Annotated in this window: 24 protein-coding genes; 5 read left to right on the plus strand and 19 right to left on the minus strand. The window is 35.6% G+C overall.

What is annotated here, in order from left to right; translation table 11 throughout:
• Positions 1 to 226: 226 nt before the first annotated feature.
• Complete coding sequence (locus ACFQ3N_RS15070) at positions 227 to 1099, plus strand: GNAT family N-acetyltransferase (protein WP_390363365.1); 873 nt, start codon at positions 227 to 229, stop codon at positions 1097 to 1099.
• 47 nt (positions 1100 to 1146) lie between these two features.
• On the opposite strand, the gene ACFQ3N_RS15075 is transcribed toward ACFQ3N_RS15070, so the two are convergent.
• The 4 genes from ACFQ3N_RS15075 to ACFQ3N_RS15090 all read right to left on the minus strand — a co-directional run bounded on the left by ACFQ3N_RS15075 (position 1147) and on the right by ACFQ3N_RS15090 (position 4770).
• Entirely contained in the window at positions 1147 to 1662 is a 516-nt protein-coding gene (locus tag ACFQ3N_RS15075) for a CBO0543 family protein (protein ID WP_390363366.1), read from the minus strand.
• Positions 1663 to 1875: 213 nt separating this feature from the next.
• Positions 1876 to 2430, minus strand: coding sequence for a hypothetical protein (locus tag ACFQ3N_RS15080; protein ID WP_390363387.1), 555 nt, complete (start codon positions 2428 to 2430; stop codon positions 1876 to 1878).
• 286 nt (positions 2431 to 2716) lie between these two features.
• Entirely contained in the window at positions 2717 to 3583 is an 867-nt protein-coding gene (locus ACFQ3N_RS15085) for a hypothetical protein (protein WP_390363367.1), read from the minus strand.
• A 428-nt stretch (positions 3584 to 4011) separates the two neighbouring features.
• A complete protein-coding gene (locus ACFQ3N_RS15090) occupies positions 4012 to 4770 on the minus strand; it encodes a GNAT family N-acetyltransferase (protein ID WP_390363368.1) in 759 nt (252 codons plus the stop codon).
• A 636-nt stretch (positions 4771 to 5406) separates the two neighbouring features.
• On the opposite strand from ACFQ3N_RS15090, the gene ACFQ3N_RS15095 reads away from it, so the two are divergent.
• The gene (locus tag ACFQ3N_RS15095; protein ID WP_390363369.1) at positions 5407 to 6387 is read left to right on the plus strand and encodes a TIGR00341 family protein; all 981 of its coding nucleotides are present in this window, start codon (positions 5407 to 5409) and stop codon (positions 6385 to 6387) included.
• Positions 6388 to 6427: 40 nt separating this feature from the next.
• Here ACFQ3N_RS15095 and ACFQ3N_RS15100 read toward each other — a convergent pair whose 3' ends face one another.
• From ACFQ3N_RS15100 to ACFQ3N_RS15140, 9 genes are all read right to left on the minus strand, one after another.
• Positions 6428 to 6676 carry a hypothetical protein gene (locus ACFQ3N_RS15100; protein ID WP_390363370.1) on the minus strand — a complete coding sequence of 83 codons (249 nt, stop codon included), beginning with the start codon at positions 6674 to 6676 and terminating at the stop codon, positions 6428 to 6430.
• A 42-nt stretch (positions 6677 to 6718) separates the two neighbouring features.
• Positions 6719 to 7207 (minus strand): DUF4181 domain-containing protein, encoded by a 489-nt coding sequence (locus tag ACFQ3N_RS15105; RefSeq protein ID WP_390363371.1) that lies wholly within the window; start codon positions 7205 to 7207, stop codon positions 6719 to 6721.
• Positions 7207 to 7638: a GNAT family N-acetyltransferase gene (locus ACFQ3N_RS15110; RefSeq protein WP_390363372.1), complete on the minus strand. Its 432-nt coding sequence runs from the start codon at positions 7636 to 7638 to the stop codon at positions 7207 to 7209. The genes ACFQ3N_RS15105 and ACFQ3N_RS15110 overlap by 1 nt, the downstream gene beginning before the upstream one ends.
• Positions 7639 to 8095: 457 nt before the next feature.
• Positions 8096 to 8419 carry a DUF4870 domain-containing protein gene (locus tag ACFQ3N_RS15115; RefSeq protein WP_390363373.1) on the minus strand — a complete coding sequence of 108 codons (324 nt, stop codon included), beginning with the start codon at positions 8417 to 8419 and terminating at the stop codon, positions 8096 to 8098.
• Between the two features lie 43 nt (positions 8420 to 8462).
• On the minus strand, positions 8463 to 9437 hold the full coding sequence (locus tag ACFQ3N_RS15120; RefSeq protein ID WP_390363374.1) for an SDR family NAD(P)-dependent oxidoreductase: 975 nt from the start codon (positions 9435 to 9437) through the stop codon (positions 8463 to 8465).
• Positions 9438 to 9537: 100 nt separating this feature from the next.
• The gene (locus ACFQ3N_RS15125; RefSeq protein ID WP_390363375.1) at positions 9538 to 10062 is read right to left on the minus strand and encodes a DUF5698 domain-containing protein; all 525 of its coding nucleotides are present in this window, start codon (positions 10060 to 10062) and stop codon (positions 9538 to 9540) included.
• 231 nt (positions 10063 to 10293) lie between these two features.
• Positions 10294 to 10476, minus strand: a complete 183-nt coding sequence (locus ACFQ3N_RS15130; protein WP_390363376.1) for a hypothetical protein — start codon at positions 10474 to 10476, stop codon at positions 10294 to 10296.
• A 55-nt stretch (positions 10477 to 10531) separates the two neighbouring features.
• Positions 10532 to 10666, minus strand: a complete 135-nt coding sequence (locus ACFQ3N_RS15135; protein WP_390363388.1) for a putative immunity protein — start codon at positions 10664 to 10666, stop codon at positions 10532 to 10534.
• A 52-nt stretch (positions 10667 to 10718) separates the two neighbouring features.
• Complete coding sequence (locus ACFQ3N_RS15140; protein ID WP_390363377.1) at positions 10719 to 11648, minus strand: nucleoside hydrolase; 930 nt, start codon at positions 11646 to 11648, stop codon at positions 10719 to 10721.
• A 744-nt stretch (positions 11649 to 12392) separates the two neighbouring features.
• Between ACFQ3N_RS15140 and ACFQ3N_RS15145 the strand changes: the two genes are divergently transcribed.
• Positions 12393 to 12692: a hypothetical protein gene (locus tag ACFQ3N_RS15145; RefSeq protein WP_390363378.1), complete on the plus strand. Its 300-nt coding sequence runs from the start codon at positions 12393 to 12395 to the stop codon at positions 12690 to 12692.
• 1 nt (position 12693) lies between these two features.
• Here the strand turns inward: ACFQ3N_RS15145 and ACFQ3N_RS15150 are convergent, their stop codons facing one another.
• A complete protein-coding gene (locus ACFQ3N_RS15150; protein WP_390363379.1) occupies positions 12694 to 13500 on the minus strand; it encodes a nuclease-related domain-containing protein in 807 nt (268 codons plus the stop codon).
• 200 nt (positions 13501 to 13700) lie between these two features.
• Between ACFQ3N_RS15150 and ACFQ3N_RS15155 the strand changes: the two genes are divergently transcribed.
• Positions 13701 to 14081 (plus strand): hypothetical protein, encoded by a 381-nt coding sequence (locus ACFQ3N_RS15155; RefSeq protein WP_390363380.1) that lies wholly within the window; start codon positions 13701 to 13703, stop codon positions 14079 to 14081.
• A 73-nt stretch (positions 14082 to 14154) separates the two neighbouring features.
• Positions 14155 to 14553 carry an SLAP domain-containing protein gene (locus ACFQ3N_RS15160; protein ID WP_390363381.1) on the plus strand — a complete coding sequence of 133 codons (399 nt, stop codon included), beginning with the start codon at positions 14155 to 14157 and terminating at the stop codon, positions 14551 to 14553.
• Here the strand turns inward: ACFQ3N_RS15160 and ACFQ3N_RS15165 are convergent.
• From ACFQ3N_RS15165 to ACFQ3N_RS15185, 5 genes are all read right to left on the minus strand, one after another.
• The gene (locus tag ACFQ3N_RS15165) at positions 14550 to 15083 is read right to left on the minus strand and encodes a GNAT family N-acetyltransferase (RefSeq protein WP_390363382.1); all 534 of its coding nucleotides are present in this window, start codon (positions 15081 to 15083) and stop codon (positions 14550 to 14552) included. The genes ACFQ3N_RS15160 and ACFQ3N_RS15165 overlap by 4 nt on opposite strands.
• A 56-nt stretch (positions 15084 to 15139) precedes the next feature.
• On the minus strand, positions 15140 to 15388 hold the full coding sequence (locus tag ACFQ3N_RS15170) for a hypothetical protein (RefSeq protein ID WP_390363383.1): 249 nt from the start codon (positions 15386 to 15388) through the stop codon (positions 15140 to 15142).
• A 280-nt stretch (positions 15389 to 15668) separates the two neighbouring features.
• A complete protein-coding gene (locus ACFQ3N_RS15175) occupies positions 15669 to 15917 on the minus strand; it encodes a hypothetical protein (protein ID WP_390363384.1) in 249 nt (82 codons plus the stop codon).
• Positions 15918 to 16104: 187 nt separating this feature from the next.
• Positions 16105 to 16881 carry a DUF4367 domain-containing protein gene (locus tag ACFQ3N_RS15180; RefSeq protein ID WP_390363385.1) on the minus strand — a complete coding sequence of 259 codons (777 nt, stop codon included), beginning with the start codon at positions 16879 to 16881 and terminating at the stop codon, positions 16105 to 16107.
• Entirely contained in the window at positions 16878 to 17444 is a 567-nt protein-coding gene (locus ACFQ3N_RS15185; protein ID WP_390363386.1) for an RNA polymerase sigma factor, read from the minus strand. Before ACFQ3N_RS15185 ends, ACFQ3N_RS15180 begins: the two co-directional genes overlap by 4 nt.
• Positions 17445 to 17659 lie beyond the last annotated feature (215 nt).

The following is a 17659-nucleotide window of genomic DNA, read 5'->3' on the forward strand; positions in this document are numbered from 1 at the left end:
CTTAAGTTGATGACATTGGGAGCGATCCCGGACGGCGGCAATAGCACAACTTATAGAAATCAACCAAGCGTTACGTCGCATTACATATCAACTATGAAGATGAAAAGCAACAATTCCTGGGGAAACAGCCTTCTCTAAATCACGAGAAGTGTAAGTTTATATCCAAAAGTTTATAATGAATCATGCAAACTAGCATCTAGATAGAAAGTACAGGGAGTGGAAGACAATGAATGATACAATTAGAGTTCTGGATATCGATGACTATCCATTTCTAGAAGCAATGGACACGGGAATTGAGGATGATTACGTCAAACAGATTTTCAGTAGACTCACAACAGGTAACAATCGTTTATTTGGATTATTCTTGGATGGCCAAATGGTAAGCATGGGAGGACACTCTATTTATGCTAAGCGCTATGCGATGTTAGGGAGATTAAGAACCGATCAACGATTCAAGCAAAACGCTTACGCAACCAAACTAATGGCTCATATGAGGGACGAAGCATTTCAACTAGACGACATTCAGTGGGTAGGAGCAAATACACAAGAGTTCAACATTGCTGCTCGACGTGTGATGGAGAAGATTGGATTAAATCCATATTCCGCACTACACGCAGCTGCTACAAAGGATACCTCCGCACTAGAAACGGACTCAAACACATGGAATCCCGTCACAGATTTACAGCAAAAAAAAGATTGGCTAAAAAAAATGTATGGAAACTCATCGTCAGTATTCCCATACGAATGCTATTATCCTTTCCCCGTCTCAAAGGAATTATTTCAAGATAACGATATAAGTAAATGGTCTTTTTACGAAAACGACGCTAAAACAAGAGCGCTCATTACTAAAACAGATCAAAAAAAATATCATTATTTACATGCCGTGTATCCTTGGGATGATCTTACATCACAAAAAGGATTGTGGGAAACCATATCAAGAGATTATCACAAGCTGGCAAAGGAAACAGAAGAAGAAACATACATATGGATGGATTTAACAAAGGAGAAAGCGCTTGCTCTCCCCGCTAACCACCAATTTGAACTGCCTTCTCCATGGATTTTATATGGTATGGATAAAGATAGATGGCAGACATTATAAGGATTTTAAACGGCTCAGATTATACGTAACTGAGCCATTCCCTTTTATTATCTCTCTTCAACAGGCACATGAACAGGAACCTCAAACCACCAAATAAGGACAATTGCAACAACACCAAACAACACATAGGCGATCAATGGATGTTCGACATGCAGCTTCAATATAGGAAACATGACAAACAGAACGGCTACAGACCACCAATACGTCCATCCATATTGATACTCAATATCACCTGTTACATTAAAAACAAATTCCCAAACCGCGTATATGAAGATCCACTGTAAGGTATGTCCAATTTGTTTCATGACTTCTTCAGGATAATTATCTAAAAATAAAAGTCCTGTCGCCGGGAAAACAATAAATGTATATGACATCTCAGTCATGGTGTGATTGGACAGAAAATCAGCATCTAAACGCCACAAAAAATAATTTGCTGTTAAGAAATTATAAGCCAAATTTCCTAGCGCAAAAAAGATCAGCGTAGCATGATACTTCTTCCAGTTCCTCCAATTCCCAAATATAAAAACAGCAATAATACTAATGATGGCTGTAAGAACATGCATTATGTATTTCATCCCTTTAAAGTTATCAGAGCACTCTTCTTGTTAGATAGTGTGCACTATATTAAGGATACTAATTAATTTACATAATTTTACATTTATGGTTTGAGCATGGCTTCGATTACACGAGCCTTTTCTCTTTCAAGATAGTTTATAAAGACGTAATTGATCAACATTCTTATAAACAACCAGGAATCACATGTAAATTTACCAGAGCTACTTTTTATTTTTCCATACACTAGCATATTTCTTTTGGTACTTGTTATCTTCCTCTAACTCAATCAAATCAATCGCTTGTTTCGATATGGAATCATCCTGCACATGATCGTCCAATTTTTTTAGACTTTTGATGATATCGTACCGGATTAATGTGTAGTTTTTTTCATTTATACAATTTTTGTAGCGCTCTTTTAGACCACTCACAACCATTTCTTTTTGCTCTTCACCAGCGAGCCCAACTTTCCATATAGACTGCAGACTATGCCTTGCCGTAACAAAACGTTTATCTTTTGTCACTTCCATTAAAGCAGGGAAATCTTTTAATATCCTTTTCTCTGGATCACTTATCGATAAATTACTTAGAAGTTGTGCTGCGATTGCTCTCCGATGATTGTTAGCATCTGTTAAGTCATCGATCAATTTATCCCAGACTTCGTATGTCCATTCCACTTTTTCTTCTGTAGATTTAAGAATATAAATAAATGCCTCGTATCGTATGTCTTTATCTTGCGATTGAAGATCTTCAAAATAGGACTTGGTGACACTATCCAGTTTCATTACCTCCTTTAAGTAGCTATTGGTTAACTTTTTAACGCTTCCTGTTCCACTTTCTGAACGAACTGTAGGATGCACCACAGAGTCAACAACTAATTTTATCTAAATTCAAAAATCACTTGCTGTTGAGGGAAAAAGTGCTGATAAATCATTGAAATATGCTGATAAAATTTAAATTTCGCTGATAAATTCGAGAATTTGCTGATAAAAGTCTGAATTCCGCTGTTAAAGTCTACATGTCTAAATCAAACATTACGGATTGATTCTACTCTAAATGATTTTGTTACATAGAAGTTTCCGTTTCATATTTCAACCCTAATTCATCCTCTACAACGACACGAAGTTCTACACTGCCCTCGCTCTTTCCTATTTTATCTTCAAGGCTTAAGAAATCTTGATAAAAGATCCCCTCATTATATGGATCGGAACGGAAATTTTCATTATCTTTCAGTAAATCAATCTCTTTTATTACTTCTCCATCCACGGAGACAAATGCTCTGGCACTTTTCATTCTAAAATCATCTTTTTCACCCGCTAGCATGGACTCTTTTCCTAAAGGATTACTAATATCGATATTCATATCAAACTCACCTTGAGCAACTGGATGTAAAAAGGCGTCTATCATAATTCGATTCTCCAACTGTTCTTTAAAATTTAAACGTAACAAGTCTTCGCTTCTTTTTCCATCATCTGAAGTGGCTATTACTTGTGTCTCGTAATTTCCTCTAAGCGGAAATGAATGTTCCAGTGAATAATTTAGTCCGCTAGTATGAGTTACTTCAAGTTCCGTCCATTCTATATCATTTTCTTCTCGGTACAAAAAAGCTACTTTCTCTTCTTGTAAAAGATCACGCATGCTCCACTTCACCGTCACATTAATGGTATTGTTATCAATATCAACATCTGCAGTTTGAAATTCTTTTTCCGGAATCCATAACTGTTCTTGTAAAAATTCATCCATTTGCATATGTAAATCGGAGGATATGTTTTCTACCGAATAGCTTACATTTTGAACATCTTGTTGCATGTTATCTAGCACGTGCAACCTTTCTTCCAAATCACTGATCTTGTTATAGCTTAATAAGTTAAAAATAAGTGCAAATCCAAGTAAGACACCAAAAATAATATAGCGCTTTGACAAGTCTTGCATTTTCTCACTCCCCTAAGTAACTACTATCTAGAGTAATCTTAAAGATAGTTTAACATAGGTGTTCACATTATTATCCAAAATACTCACTTTAGACCATAACATGTTTAAACATCGTAAAAAATAAGGTATACTTAATATAGATAATCATATAAATAATAAAGACTAAAACGGTGCTACGAACACCATTTTAGCCTATGTGTGTAATAGCCCTTTAAGGGGACGGCTCACATACATAGTGATAAAGTAACCACCCTAAATGCTTACTAGGCTAGGGTGGTTATTTTTTGTTAGAAACCATTAACATCGCAAACGCGGTCATAAGAAACAACATCCCGAATACTGTCATTATAGGCATCACCCCCTTTCAAAAGGGAGATTACGCCACCACCCATTACACATTTCATATTATATCAAAAATGTTAGTACAATTAATCCTTATAAATCTTTTGTGTTTCATATTTAAATCCAAGATATTGATAGTTTTGCCTTCTATACATTTCTTTAGGCGTGTCTTCACCATCCGCAACGAGAATTATAGTCTTATCAGAAAACTCCTCCGTAACAAATTGTTGCAATCTGCTTCCAATCCCTTTTCTCTGAAATGATTCATTTACATTTAAATTATCTATTTCAGCTGTTTCACCTGCAATCATAACATCTACTGACCCCGCTGGAATTCCTTTATAAAACGCCATGATCTGGATAACCATTTCATCTCTAAAGTTACGTTTATGCAACTTTACTTTTTCATCTGCAAATTCACTTCCAAATTGTAAATCTTGCTCATATTGCAGTTTTAAAAATGTTTCGAAGTTCTTTTCTGTAACATAATCCACCTCAATATCGGGATTATACTCCACTATCGGAAATTGAGCAGGCTCTATCGAATATAATTCGAGATACCCTGTTTCATAACCCGAATGATGCAGGTAATCAAGTATTTCTACCGTGGGTTTCTCGTTAGCTGGGAAATAAAACTTCACATGCTTTTGGCCGTATTTCAAATGGAATAATCTCAAGTAGTTTTCAGCCTCTTTTAATTCCAGCAAAGAGGGAAATTTTTTAAAATCAAGAAAATTACTATCATACCTGATTAACATTTCCGGATAATGAAAGTGCCTATATTGATTATTTTCATACACAACATGTCCAAGGGTATAAATATGATCAAACGTTATTTGTTTCATGACTTATTCTCCTTAACTATTAATCTACTCAAAATGGATTCTCACCTTTAACAAAAGGAATACATACGATGTAAGTTGAACCTAAAAAAAGGTGGATGTTAGCCGCTTTCTAAAGTAAGTGTTACTTTTTAGTATACTTAATCCAACTATCAACGTGTATAGAACAAACAAGATGTAAGAAACACCGAACCAATTGCCCCAAACATCCCCTATAAATTCTATTCCAAACCGCTCATAAATCTTTTTAAAATATATTCAATAAAGAATAAGCCAATAGATAGAAAAGCAAATAATTCAAGTAACCTGACAGCAACCTTTTTCCACTCCTGCAAGATCTCTAACCCTTTATGTAGACCTTTATACATTTTCTAAACCGTATTGAATCAAAGAGTCTACCCAACTTATGCTTACTGGTAACAAATCTCTTGATAAAGTTGTTTTTCCACTTCCAACGGATGTTTTCACTTTATCCACCACTTTAAAAATACTTAATCCTAATAGTCATTCTATTTAATGGTTATATTTCCTTTTTATGCCCTAAGAAATTAAATAACTTATTTTTTCGTTATGAAGAAGCAAATAAGGGCAACAATAAAGGCATAAGAATTCTTCTTAGATAACAGGAGTCGGATCCATATGACATTACAATTAGTAGAAATTTACGCACCAGACAATTTTTTAGACATGGAAGATATTCAGGAGGAATTTCCTGTTGTTTCCTACTGGGTTTCCAGGGAATCCAAGGATAAAAAGCTGACACGTATCCTTATGGAAACAAATGATGTGGAACAAATCCTGAATTATTTGGAGAGAATGCCTGGTGGTGATGACGCATATCAAGTCATGTTACTGCCTGTTAAAACCTATCTTCCTAGAGAAAAAAAGGATCAAAAGGATGAAGAAAAAGATCTGCAGCGAGCTAGCCGGCATGAATTATTTACTGCTGTTGAAGGATCGAGTCATATGAGTGTTAGCTATATGTGGTTTATCCTATTTTCTTCAATTGTTGCAACAATCGGCATCATAAAAAACAGTCCTGCTATTGTAATTGGAGCTATGGTAATTGCCCCAGTTATTGGTCCTGTAACAGCTGTTTCATTTGCTTCGGTTCTTGGCGATTTCAAGTTAATTCGTCAATCCCTACTCACTTCTTTATTTGGAATAGGTATTCCAATCCTGGTTGCCACTGCATTTAGTTTCTTCTTCCAAGCACCAGTATATAGTGAGGAGTTTATAGCAAGAACAGATATCCAAATTATTGATGTTGTTGCTGCGCTTGCGGCTGGTGCTGCAGGAGCACTATCCTTTATCAAGCGAAATGAAGGAGCTCTTGTTGGAGTTATGGTATCCGTTGCTTTGCTGCCGCCTGCTGTTGTTTTCGGTATGGTTATCGGGACAGGTAGATGGGCCGAAGCTTTGGTTCCATTTATACTATTAATGGTAAACGTTAACTCCATACTTCTCTCAGCTGTGATTGTATTCTGGTTAAGTGGTATTAAACCTAACAATTGGCAGGATCAACAAAATGCGAATATCTCACGTAAAATGTCACTATTATTTATTTCTGTTATCGCTGTTGTACTAGTAACGGCAATCGTTTTTATAAACTTTGTTTAATCAGCTTTGAATCTATTGTTCAAAATAATGATTAAAAGGCTTAATCATCTCTATAATCCCAATCGACTTCTTCATTCTCTACAAGCGATTCAATCGTCTGTAAATGATTTGTATCACTGACAACTTCATAACTACCAGGATACCCCTCAGATATGTTGATGTAACCATTGTCTAAATCAATATAAATACTCTCAGTAGAATAATGATCCTCTTTAACTTGGTTAGTAGTGACTATTTGTAAAATGTAATCCCTGTACTTATAATAACCCTCGACTTTTTTGAGTTCCATTTCTGATAAGTCTTTCAAAATAAGATTAATCAGGCCCTCATTTTAAATAGTTGTACTTGCCTCTGTCTTTGGTATGGACTCGGTAGGATCGTTTATATAGATAGTTATGTATCTAACAGTGCTATCCTCGTTGAGTTGGTCAGCAACGACCTTTTGAAATGTTGTATATTTCAACTGTTCGTTTATGTAAAATATCCCCACAATACAAGTTATACCAAGTACCATTAAAATTAGTGGAATAACAAATTGTTTTGTACCTACTAAATACTTCCACTCCATAAAGGATTGATAACTGAGTAACAGTAGTATAAAACATAGAAAAAACCACATTACACTAGTACTCTCTGCAATTACCGTGATATAAACATAAACACCCGCACCGATAATTCCAAGAGCAAAGCCTACCCAGCGGTGAATAATTTCACCATCTGTTTCGGAAATCCTTTTTCTTCTCTCTTTAAATAACCATCTGCTTAATTTAAAGTTCAAAATAACTAGAAATAATGCTAAAACTGGAAGTACGGCTTCCATCATTCTCCCCCTAAAGAATTTTTAAACACATAACTTACCCTGTCATACCCCATCCTGTCTTTATAAAAACGATGTGCGTCTGTACGCTGTAATCCAGAAGATAAAGCAACACTTTCATACTTATTTTCCTCTGCCCATTGGTGAACATATGTAAGTAATTTTTCGCCGTATCCATTGGAGCGCTTATTCATATCTGTTACTAAGTCACAAACCCAAACAAATCTGCCATAATATAGCGTGATCATCGGCTTAAAACCTATTACTGCTACCATTTCATTAGCTTCAAATAAAGCAAACAGTTTATATCTGTCTTGCTCTTGTGCATCCTCAACTAAATCAAGATAGGTACTTTCATCAAGGTGTGCTCGCAACTGCTTCATAATAGGAAATGCTGCTATTATTTCATGGCGCGACTGAAGTTCTTTAATCATTATTTACCTCCTTTATCAATTAGAATTAGCTCCTGTTTCGTTAAACTATTTATTTTCTCAGAAACAATATCATAGCCATTCGGTAAAACGAAACCTTATAAACGACAAGACATGACATACAATTCGCAACTAGGTAGTAAAAATTTTCTAACTTTTCGTTGAATAGCATTTTCCACAAGTAAACCCCTTTAGCCATCTTAAACTAATTTTTTATTATAATTGTAACATTAAGTTAACTTCTTTAGTGCCCCATAAGTCCTGCTTTTTTCGATTGTAGTTTTAGATAAAAAGTAGTTATCATAACTACAATCGTTATAAGTGGGAGCATTGGGGGGCCTATTCTGAGGAATCTATTTAACAAAACATTCCCAACAATACGGCTAAAGTCCTAGCAAACGTTAAAACAGCGATGAATGAAGTTACTTCACCGCTGTTGTAGATTTAGTTTATATTTTGATTACTTTATAATCCTAAAAACAAATGGTATTCGGTATCTTTCACCATTGTTTGCTTTAACTAAACCAATAATCGTAAATATTAATACCATGATTCCAACTACAAAAATTAATATGAAGCCTATTAAAACGAGCATTAAAATAGAACTAATAACACCATAAATGGTATATGAAATCAAAAAGTTAAAATATTCCTTACCATGAAAGTCAACAAAATCAGAATCGTCCCTTTTAAGCAACCAGATTAGTAATGGACCTAAAACCGGGAAAAATATGCTGAGCAAATAAATCAGCATGGCAAATAAACATTCATCACTATTCGACATTTTCTCACCTCTTTAAAAACTTTGCTTCTATCCTAACATAATTCTATGCATGTTGTTCACTCGATGGTGTAACCATGTTTTTATTAGTTAAGGAATTGCATAACTCCCACAACTTTTCCTGGATTTCTGGATTAGCTGCATATGCTGGATAAACCTTTGAACCGGTGATCTGTTTAATTTGTGTGATCACGTTAGGGTTATGACTTGGTGGTTGCTGCATCATTTTTTGTTTATGGTCTATTAATTTACCAGTGATAGTTTCAAATTTATCCGAAGTACAGATATCAAAATAATGTTGAGCCATCACAGAAGGCGATGGAAAATACAGATTTTGAATTCGTGCAATAATTCTCCAATGGGGTTTTACTTTACGTAATGTAGCCTTTGACATTTTAGCTCCATTAATTTGTAAGGCATTTACTTTAACGCCATCATTTTGATAAACATCTGCCATCTTGAACGTTACCATTAACAATGCCATTTTAGAGGCACAATAATTCTTATAAACACTGTGGCGCTTGCTGTCTTTTTTTTGACCTTGCAACTGATCAAAATCTATTTTTCTTTTTGGGTCAAAAAAATGTTTAATGATATTACTGCAAGCGTGAAGGATCCTCGGATTCTTCGATTTTTTAAGATCATCCAACAATAATGTTGTGATCAGATAAGGGCCAAATACATTGGTTGCAAAAGTCAATTCAATATTGTCAGGACTTAGCCGATATTTTTCACCATGATTCATATAAGCAGCATTATGAATTAAGATGTCCAGTTTGTCATACTGACTTTTAAAAGCTGAGCAAAAAGTACGGATCGATGCAAAAGAGGCAGTATCCAATTCCATAAGTTTAACCTGATCATTGTTTGATACTGCTATGATTTCTTTTTGAGTTTCACGACTTAACTCCAGGTTACGACAAGCCATAATTACTGTGTAACCTTCTGCTGCAAACTTAATAGCAGCAGCCTTGCCAATTCCAGAATTAGCTCCAGTTATCACGACAATTTCATCTTTCAATTTTTTCCTCCCCAGTTTCCTTGACTAGATACTAGACTTTTACCCTTCTTAACAGTATATTCTTTATTTCTATTTGAGAATACGATATTTTTTAAATGACCTACTTCTTCAGCTTCTTCTTCATTGCTTTAAGAAGATAACCCCCTTTAAACTTACGTGGTTCATAAGAGATAATAAATGCATGGGGTTCATCGTGCTCAATCATTTCCATAAGTTTTTCTTCTAAACTTCGACTTGTAAGGATTTGCAACTGGTAACGTATCCCGTCCATTCCTGTACCTTCAAAAACAGTTACGCCAAACCCCTCATTTCTAAGCTTCTCTACAAGTTCTGTATTTTTATTAATTAAATTAACAGTAAGCGTCGTATAGCCAATAGATAATTTATCCTCAACTAGTCCCCCAATATAAATACCTATTCCAAACCCAAATGCATAAACTAACATTTCCGCTATGTTCTGATCTCCACTCAGTACAATCGATAAGCCGAATACATAAATCAACGCCTCTAAAAAACCAAATATGGTAGCCAAAAAGATCACGTTCTTCACGACAAAAATAATTCGAAGTGACAATATTGGTACCAAGACTATCTGAAGTAAAAAAATGCGCATAATATCATACATGATTAGTATCTCTCCCTTTAATAGGACATTAAAAGGTATTATTTACTTTTTTAGCAGATATATGACACGCTGCAATGGCATTTCTAAACACTAATCATGTAATAAACCCTTTTCCTCATAAGTTTACTAAGAGTACTGCTAAAATCTCAAAAGGAAGAAAGATTAAACAATTGACTTTAGGGACCATCACGTTTGGCACACTTGGCTGTTGACTAGCTTCAAAATAAGGTCTCATTCAACTCTACTAGATGGTGAACTGACACGTTCGTTCAAAAGAAACAGCATCAGCATCATAATTAGTAGCTTAGATGGATGCATGGATTTATGACCAATCGTATGGGAAGCAGCGACAGCTTGTCCAGTTGAGCGTGCTGCAGAAATAGCCGCTTTGTCATCAGACTCAACGAGCAGCACGATGAGCAGCAAACGCAGCCGTTCGGGCTTCCGTTACACCTATTTCCCCCTGTACTCATGCCCGACCTACCTCAATAGCTTTGCTTGGCCGTTGATCTTGTGAATATATCTTTTCAAAATACGGGAGGATATGTTCTGAACAGTCTGTAGCCCAACCGACAGCTATTCGGTGATCTACCGTTTCAAAGATATCCTTTAATTGCTACTTTCATATCTGAATCTAAAAATTTCTTCTTTGCCATCTATCTTTTTACCCTATCCAAAAACAGCGTAATAAACCGCTCATGATCAACCGTTAAGCAAATTTCTACATTTGGTGTTTGATTCCATAAATTCTTGAAATCACAGATCGTTTGGCCATAGCTTAAGTCACTCTTTGTCTCCACATCGACAAAGTATTTTGCAGTTGTAACGAGTGTAGGGTCTAATACAACACCAACCGTTAACGGGTCATGTAAAGCACATCCATTTATTCCAATTTTTTGTTCACTCAATGCACGGTATATTTCTGTACTTTCTTTAATGAAATCATAATACTTGGTTCCATGTAACCATTCTACATGTTCTTTGGTCAGAAACGTTTTCATTGTCACATCTAAACTTACAAGTTTAACTGGGCTGCCTGAATGGAAAACAATCTTGGCGGCTTCTGCATCAGCAAACATATTAAACTCAGAAGTAGGTAATACATTTCCCTGTCCACCTTCAGAGATAAGTCCTCCCATCACCACCACTTGTTTAACCCACTTACTAAGTCTTGGTTCTTTCCGAAGTGCTAGCGCTAGATTAGTTAACGGTCCAACCATAATAAGGGTTACCTCTCCTGGATACTTCTGAACCTGTTCAATGATAAAATCTGGGGCAAAAATGCCTGGTTCTGTCTCGTCGACTTCTATGTCTTGAAGTGCTCCACCAAGCCCATCAGCACCATGCACACGGAATTCATGAAACGATTCTTTTAAAATAGGGTGGCTTGCACCTCTAAATACGTTGATTTCGTCATTACCCATATGTTTTAATACCTTTTTGCTGTTTCTCATTACATAATCTAACGGAACATTCCCATTTACAGCTGTAATTCCCAAAACATCAAGCTGTTTACTCTCAAGAGCAAGTAGTATCGCTAATGCATCATCTATTCCAGTATCCACATCCAATATCACTTTTTCCATCAATATCAACCTTTCCCTATTTGGCTCTATTTGTAAGTTTTGTTGCTTTTTACCTTCATAGTTGATGTAAAATGCGACGTAACTTAGGCTTATTTCTAAGAACGCTCGCTATTGCTGCCGTCTGGGATCGCTACGGGCGGATGCTTTCCGCGGGCACGGCCTCAGCCTCCTCGAGAAAACCACTCTGCGGGGTCTTCAGACACGTGCTGTTCCCGCAGGAGTCACCGCCCTCCGCTCACCCTGACTGGTAAGGGGTTTTATTAATACAGATACAGTCCCACGACAGTAACGGAAATAACAGCGGAGGAAATACACGTAGACTCCTTGAAAATACAAACCGATTTTCTGCGTGCGATGTCTAGCTATGTAGCTTTCCTTATCCTGTGGGAGCAGAGGCCTAGCCTGAGACCCCGCAGAGCGTTAGCTCGAGGAGGCTCATCAGCCGCCCACGGGTAGAAGACACTGCGCAGTGAAACGAAGCAGATGTCGCACTTGTACCCGGATGGGTGAAAGCGAAGTGTATTTCCGTAGCGGTAGGTTAACCGTCACATCAAGTTACGTCGCATTTTATATCTATTGTGGCAAAAACAACAATCTTTTAGAAATCAATCTTCTTTTTAGAATTTTAAGTTACTTAAACTATATCATTTACCATGCTTATTTACTTAAGAGAAGGCATTTTAATCCTTATTCTATACATTTTTTCGGTGCCTATATCATCTAATATTAGAAGGGGGGATAAGCATGGATAAAATAATTACGGATTCAGAAATGGAAAAGGTATATATGGAAAAATTTAAAACGAAAGGTGCACTAAGTGAAGATACAGCCAAAACCCTTAAAGAGATTGACTGCACAGAAGGAATGACATTTTGGAAATTAAAAGCTAAAGGAATTTTTATCAAAGTTGGTGAAGATCGATATTACATGGACGCGAAAAAAGCATATAAATATAGAACTAATTATACAAAAACAGGCAATATAATAGCACTAACTGTTATTTTAATTTTCATTGTATATGTTTATACATTGTTAACAAACTAACCTATTTTTGATGGTCATAGCAATATATCTTGCCATTGAATTTTTTATTGGATAAACAATAATTTTTTACTTTTAGGGAGACCGTTTTATGACAGATGACACATTTAGCAGCTTTAATGGATTTGCTGTTATTTTGATCCTTATTCTTTATGCTATTGGTATGTTCTTCTCTTAGATTGGTATCCGTTATGTTTGCCTCAGTCAAGGAACGATACATGTTTTCTATATCATTGATCGTAAGCAGTACCTCTTTATGCTTCAGTTTAGCTCTTAATACTTTTCTTTTTATCGTTTCGGATAAATATAGGTCATAAATCACAATTTCATCAGAGGAAATCTCTCTGATCTCTGGATCTATTTTAAGTGTGCAACGCTTCGTGAAAGAAACAATGGAGATGAATTGACCGTGAAACTTCTTATCCAGAATTAATTTAAGTGCACCTATATGACCATAATTCTGTATTAATGGGTTCTTCATCTTAAAATTGCCATTAATTAACCAGTGCTTTCTATTCTTCCCACCGTAAATAGTTCCCTGGTAATTTTTTGTTTCAATAATAAAAATGCCATACGGAGTTAAGACAACATGATCTATTTGTGAATACCCAGTAATTGATTTTGTGTTTTTAATCATAATATCGTTCACATACAAATATTCTTTTGGTAGTTGCGACAGCTGAATATCAATTTTATATTCACCAATCTCCCCTTTTCTAGTAGCTACTTTGGAGTTGGTTGGGTTGGTTTGTTTTTCTCTTTTTGGATTAACTTCTTCTTTCTTTTTGAATAGATTCAGTAAACTAATCATTTGGCTTCCCCTTGAATTAGATTTACTTTTGTTATCGGTTGATAACATGCTTATTTAAACCTGTATTTATTTTTGAATATATAACTAAATGGAACGTGTCTATTTGAATAGATGCTTTCCATATTTTTGCTTCTCATATTATTCTATCTCTAAGGGTAATTTATAAGATGTAAGAAAATCGAATCAGTGAGGTGACTTTTATGAAGAAAGATAATGTTGTCGATGCAATAGATCCACATCTTAAACAACGAATTGATAAAGAAATGGAAGGTCTGAAATTCACTAAAAATTTCCGTTCAGCTACTGCAGAGGAATGGTATGTTTTCCTGCCGGGATTTGAAGACAAACAAACAGGTGGTGCTGCGGGGAAAGTTATCATCCATTACAACCTGTATGGCAATAAGGAAGTGTTTATAAATACAACCATTATCTTTGATGTACCGGAAATGTATGATGCCCAATTACATCCACTAATTTACGCACTAGCTGATGAATTGGTAAACCGTCTTGTAGGTTACGCAGATACATTACTTTCCGTGCATGCGGGTGAAAACTCCTATCAGGCAGAGTATGTATCTTAAAAATTCTGAGTTCAGGCTATTGTATTTTTATTGTCTAGTACTTAAAATAAAGATACGAAGAGGAGTGTAAAAGATGCAGAAACTTCAGTTTGAGTCGGCATGGGACAAGACAGTATCCAAGAAACATCGTAAAATAATTGAGGACGCCTTCGCTAGCACAGAATTCCTACTCGATGACAGTATTCAGGTTACATCGTTATGGCAAGCGTTGAATCATAAAGGAAATTTATTAGTAACCACACTTGTACATAATACTACTCAACAATCTTTTTCCTTTCAGAATACAAAGCTCCGTTACGTTGAAGATAATTTGGTAATTGCAGAGCATACATTTACAATTCCAGCATTTGTCGTTGAGCCAAAAACGAGTATACCTTGGACGTTTATTTTTCCTAAAGAAAGTCTTGTGAGTAGTACTACATTTCAAGATGGGGATATCGAGATCGTTAAGGAAGAAAAATCCAGCGATTAATTATTTTTATTCAGCCATTCATCTTCTAAAATACTCATTTCCCATAAGCTCCAATAGGCACTTCCAACTTTTCGATAATCTCTGATCAAACCCTCTTTCGTAAAACCAGCTTTTTGATAACAAGATATAGCAGATTTATTAAAATCGAATACACCGAGACTAACTCTATGTAACTTTAAAGTATCAAATGCCATTTTCAATACATCTTCTATCATTCGTTGGCCTATACCTTGTCCTCTCAAACCTTCACCACCAATTAAGACTCTACCTATTCTTGCAGATCCATTCTCTCTGTCAATTTTCCCTAAAGAAATGTGACCAATAGTTTCCCGTGAATCCTGAAGTATAACATTATAAGCAAATGTAGTAGCATTGGCATGGTTAGCATCTTTTATATAGTTAAGTAACTGAAGTTCATCTAATGGGTAATTGAACCCTGGACCGGCCCATTGCATTAAAAATTCTTCAGAATCAATCCAATTCATCAACTGCTTGAAATCAGATTGGTCAAAATACTCAAGTTTAATCATACATACTCATCCTTTTTATTTATTTGCTTCGTCAATGTTATTCCTGTATTGACCAATTAATTACTATTTAGATCCTTTAACGCTTTTTTTGCTTTTTCATAATCCTTTGCGAAGACTTTAATAGTGTGAGGTGAACCTTTACTTCCAGTAATCATAAACTCATGCTTTTCTCTGGTACTCACTTTAAATTTTCTAATACCCTCAGCTCTTAGTTTGTCCTTGGCTTGTAAAAGCTCCCCTGCATGCAATGTTGTATAAACAGAAAACGTTCTAGCAAAAAATGTTTCATATATCCATCTAAACATTTTGTTTCACCTCATTTACATCTAGTGTTCACTTCACGTTAAGACGTATAAAGAGTATATAGAAAGCTAGTTTGATATATTTCATTGGATCAAAAAGATACTACAAGTACCACCGAACTAAAGAAAAATTACTAATAATGCTCAACTTACTAAAATACCTACTATATATTGTTTCACTTTCCTTTCCCCGTACGCCTATCAAAAAGTTGAAGATAAATTATCACAGCAGACATACAAAATACACCACTTATAAACCAAATATAAAAAAGGATTTGCCCACCTACAGTTGGAGAATCAAAAATAAAATAACTGAGTAAAAATAATCCAAATGTGCGCATAACTTTGGAGTTAAAAATGTGTCTAACTTTGGCTTTTGAACCGAAAACTTTGGCCACTTCCAGCTGATCTTTGGCCAGCTTGATATAATCTTTGGCTTTTTCGCTGGAATCTTTGGCTTTTGATCATTTTTAAACTTTAATATATACTTTCCACCACTAGGTGTCATTACTGTTGGAATATTCGTCAACATTAACCATTTTCCTTGCCCAGAACTCCACCGTTAGAGATAAAGATTATATAATGTGGCAATTCAATCTGGTTATTACTACCGAACCCGTGACGTCCACTGGATAAATGAGCTGGGAACTATTGAACAGGATAGTAGTTATACACCTTTTATTTATGTGAACTAAGTAGAGAGGGGACCCCTCTCTTTATTATAATGAGTTAGCTATCTCAACAATTTCTTCTTTAGCTAGTTCACCCCTAATTGAAAAATAAAAGCTTTGGGTCACCCAAAACAACTCTGAAACATCATTTTTAAATAGTAGCAATTGTGCTTGATAGTCATTTATAACAATCGATTCTACTTGTGTATCATCGTTATCAACTGTCACTCCAGAACTAAACGAATCTCCCACTTGTTTTTGGTTGATGGTAAATTTACGTTGATCTCCTTCATAATGTAACAAAATATCATCACTTAGTTCCCCTTTTATCATCATAACGGTTACACTTTCCAAGACAAATTCTTCAGGAACAAATTTGGGAAGGGTTATGGTGAAGGCTGTTTCTTGTCGGGCCTCTTCTAAATTTAATTGTTTCGTAATCATTTCAGAGTCTTCTATAATTACGTATTCATCTGAACTAGGGGGTCTTTCACTGGCTGGTCCTTTATCCCCTACCTTCGTAAACAGTTGAACAACCGATCCTTGGATATTATGAAAAACTTCCGTTAATTTACTATACGCTACACCACTTTGCGGTAATGCAAATACAAGTGAGGCAATCAGAAAAATTGCTGCAGCAGCAAAAACGAACTTATTTTTAAAGTACCGGGATTTAGTAGAACCAGATCGTTGTTTACTTAATCTGTGATGGATTTGCTGCCAGGACTCCTCTGAAGACATAGGTGGAACTGGACTATTTTCTAACTCACTATGAATAGCTTCTTTCGTTATTCGGTCCAGTTTTTCATCGTTTAAATTCTTCATGAAGTCTCACCATCTTCCGCATCAATTTGTGTAGCTAATACACTTTTCAACTTAATCCTAGCTCGATGAACACGAGACTTTGTTGCACCAATACTAATCCCTAAAGCTTCTGCAATTTCCTTATCCTGCAGTTCATATTCATATTTTAAAATGATCACTTCCCTATACTCAGGCGGTTCTAAACTGCGAATATTTTGCTGTACCAAATTTTTGAGAAACTTATCTTCTACTATTTTTTCCACAGATGAATTTTCCTCGTAAAATGACTCTTCATCTTGATAGACGTCGTCAACAGGAAAATCGTTTCTTCTCTTTAACTTCCGGAGAAAATCAATCGCAGTTCTCGTTGTGATTGTTCCGATCCATGCGCCCATTTTATTACCATCTTCAAGCGAATCAATACGTTGAAATACTTTCAAAAATGTCTCTTGTAATACATCTTGTGCTAAGTAATCATCTTTAACGATGAAAAAAGCTGTTTTATATACCCGATGGTAATACATATCGAAAATTATTTTTTCATAATTAGCCTGTTGCGTTGACTGCTTCTTTTTTTTAAACAACATCGTTCCCCCTTACTAGAATGGGTCATGTATTAAAGGGTGTTTTCGTAAAGTCTGTTGCCTTTAAGAGAATAGATATAGACTGCGACATAACTTAAAAACACGATCAGTGCTCTGCTACGCTACGGAAAGCGTACAAAAATAGCTTCGTGAACTACTCCCACCACTTACCACCCTTACGGGTTGTTTGAAGTGGGGGCTTCTTGGGTAATCGT

The organism is Virgibacillus byunsanensis (assembly GCF_042675965.1).
GTDB classification, from domain to species: Bacteria; Bacillota; Bacilli; order Bacillales; family Amphibacillaceae; genus Virgibacillus_R; species Virgibacillus_R byunsanensis.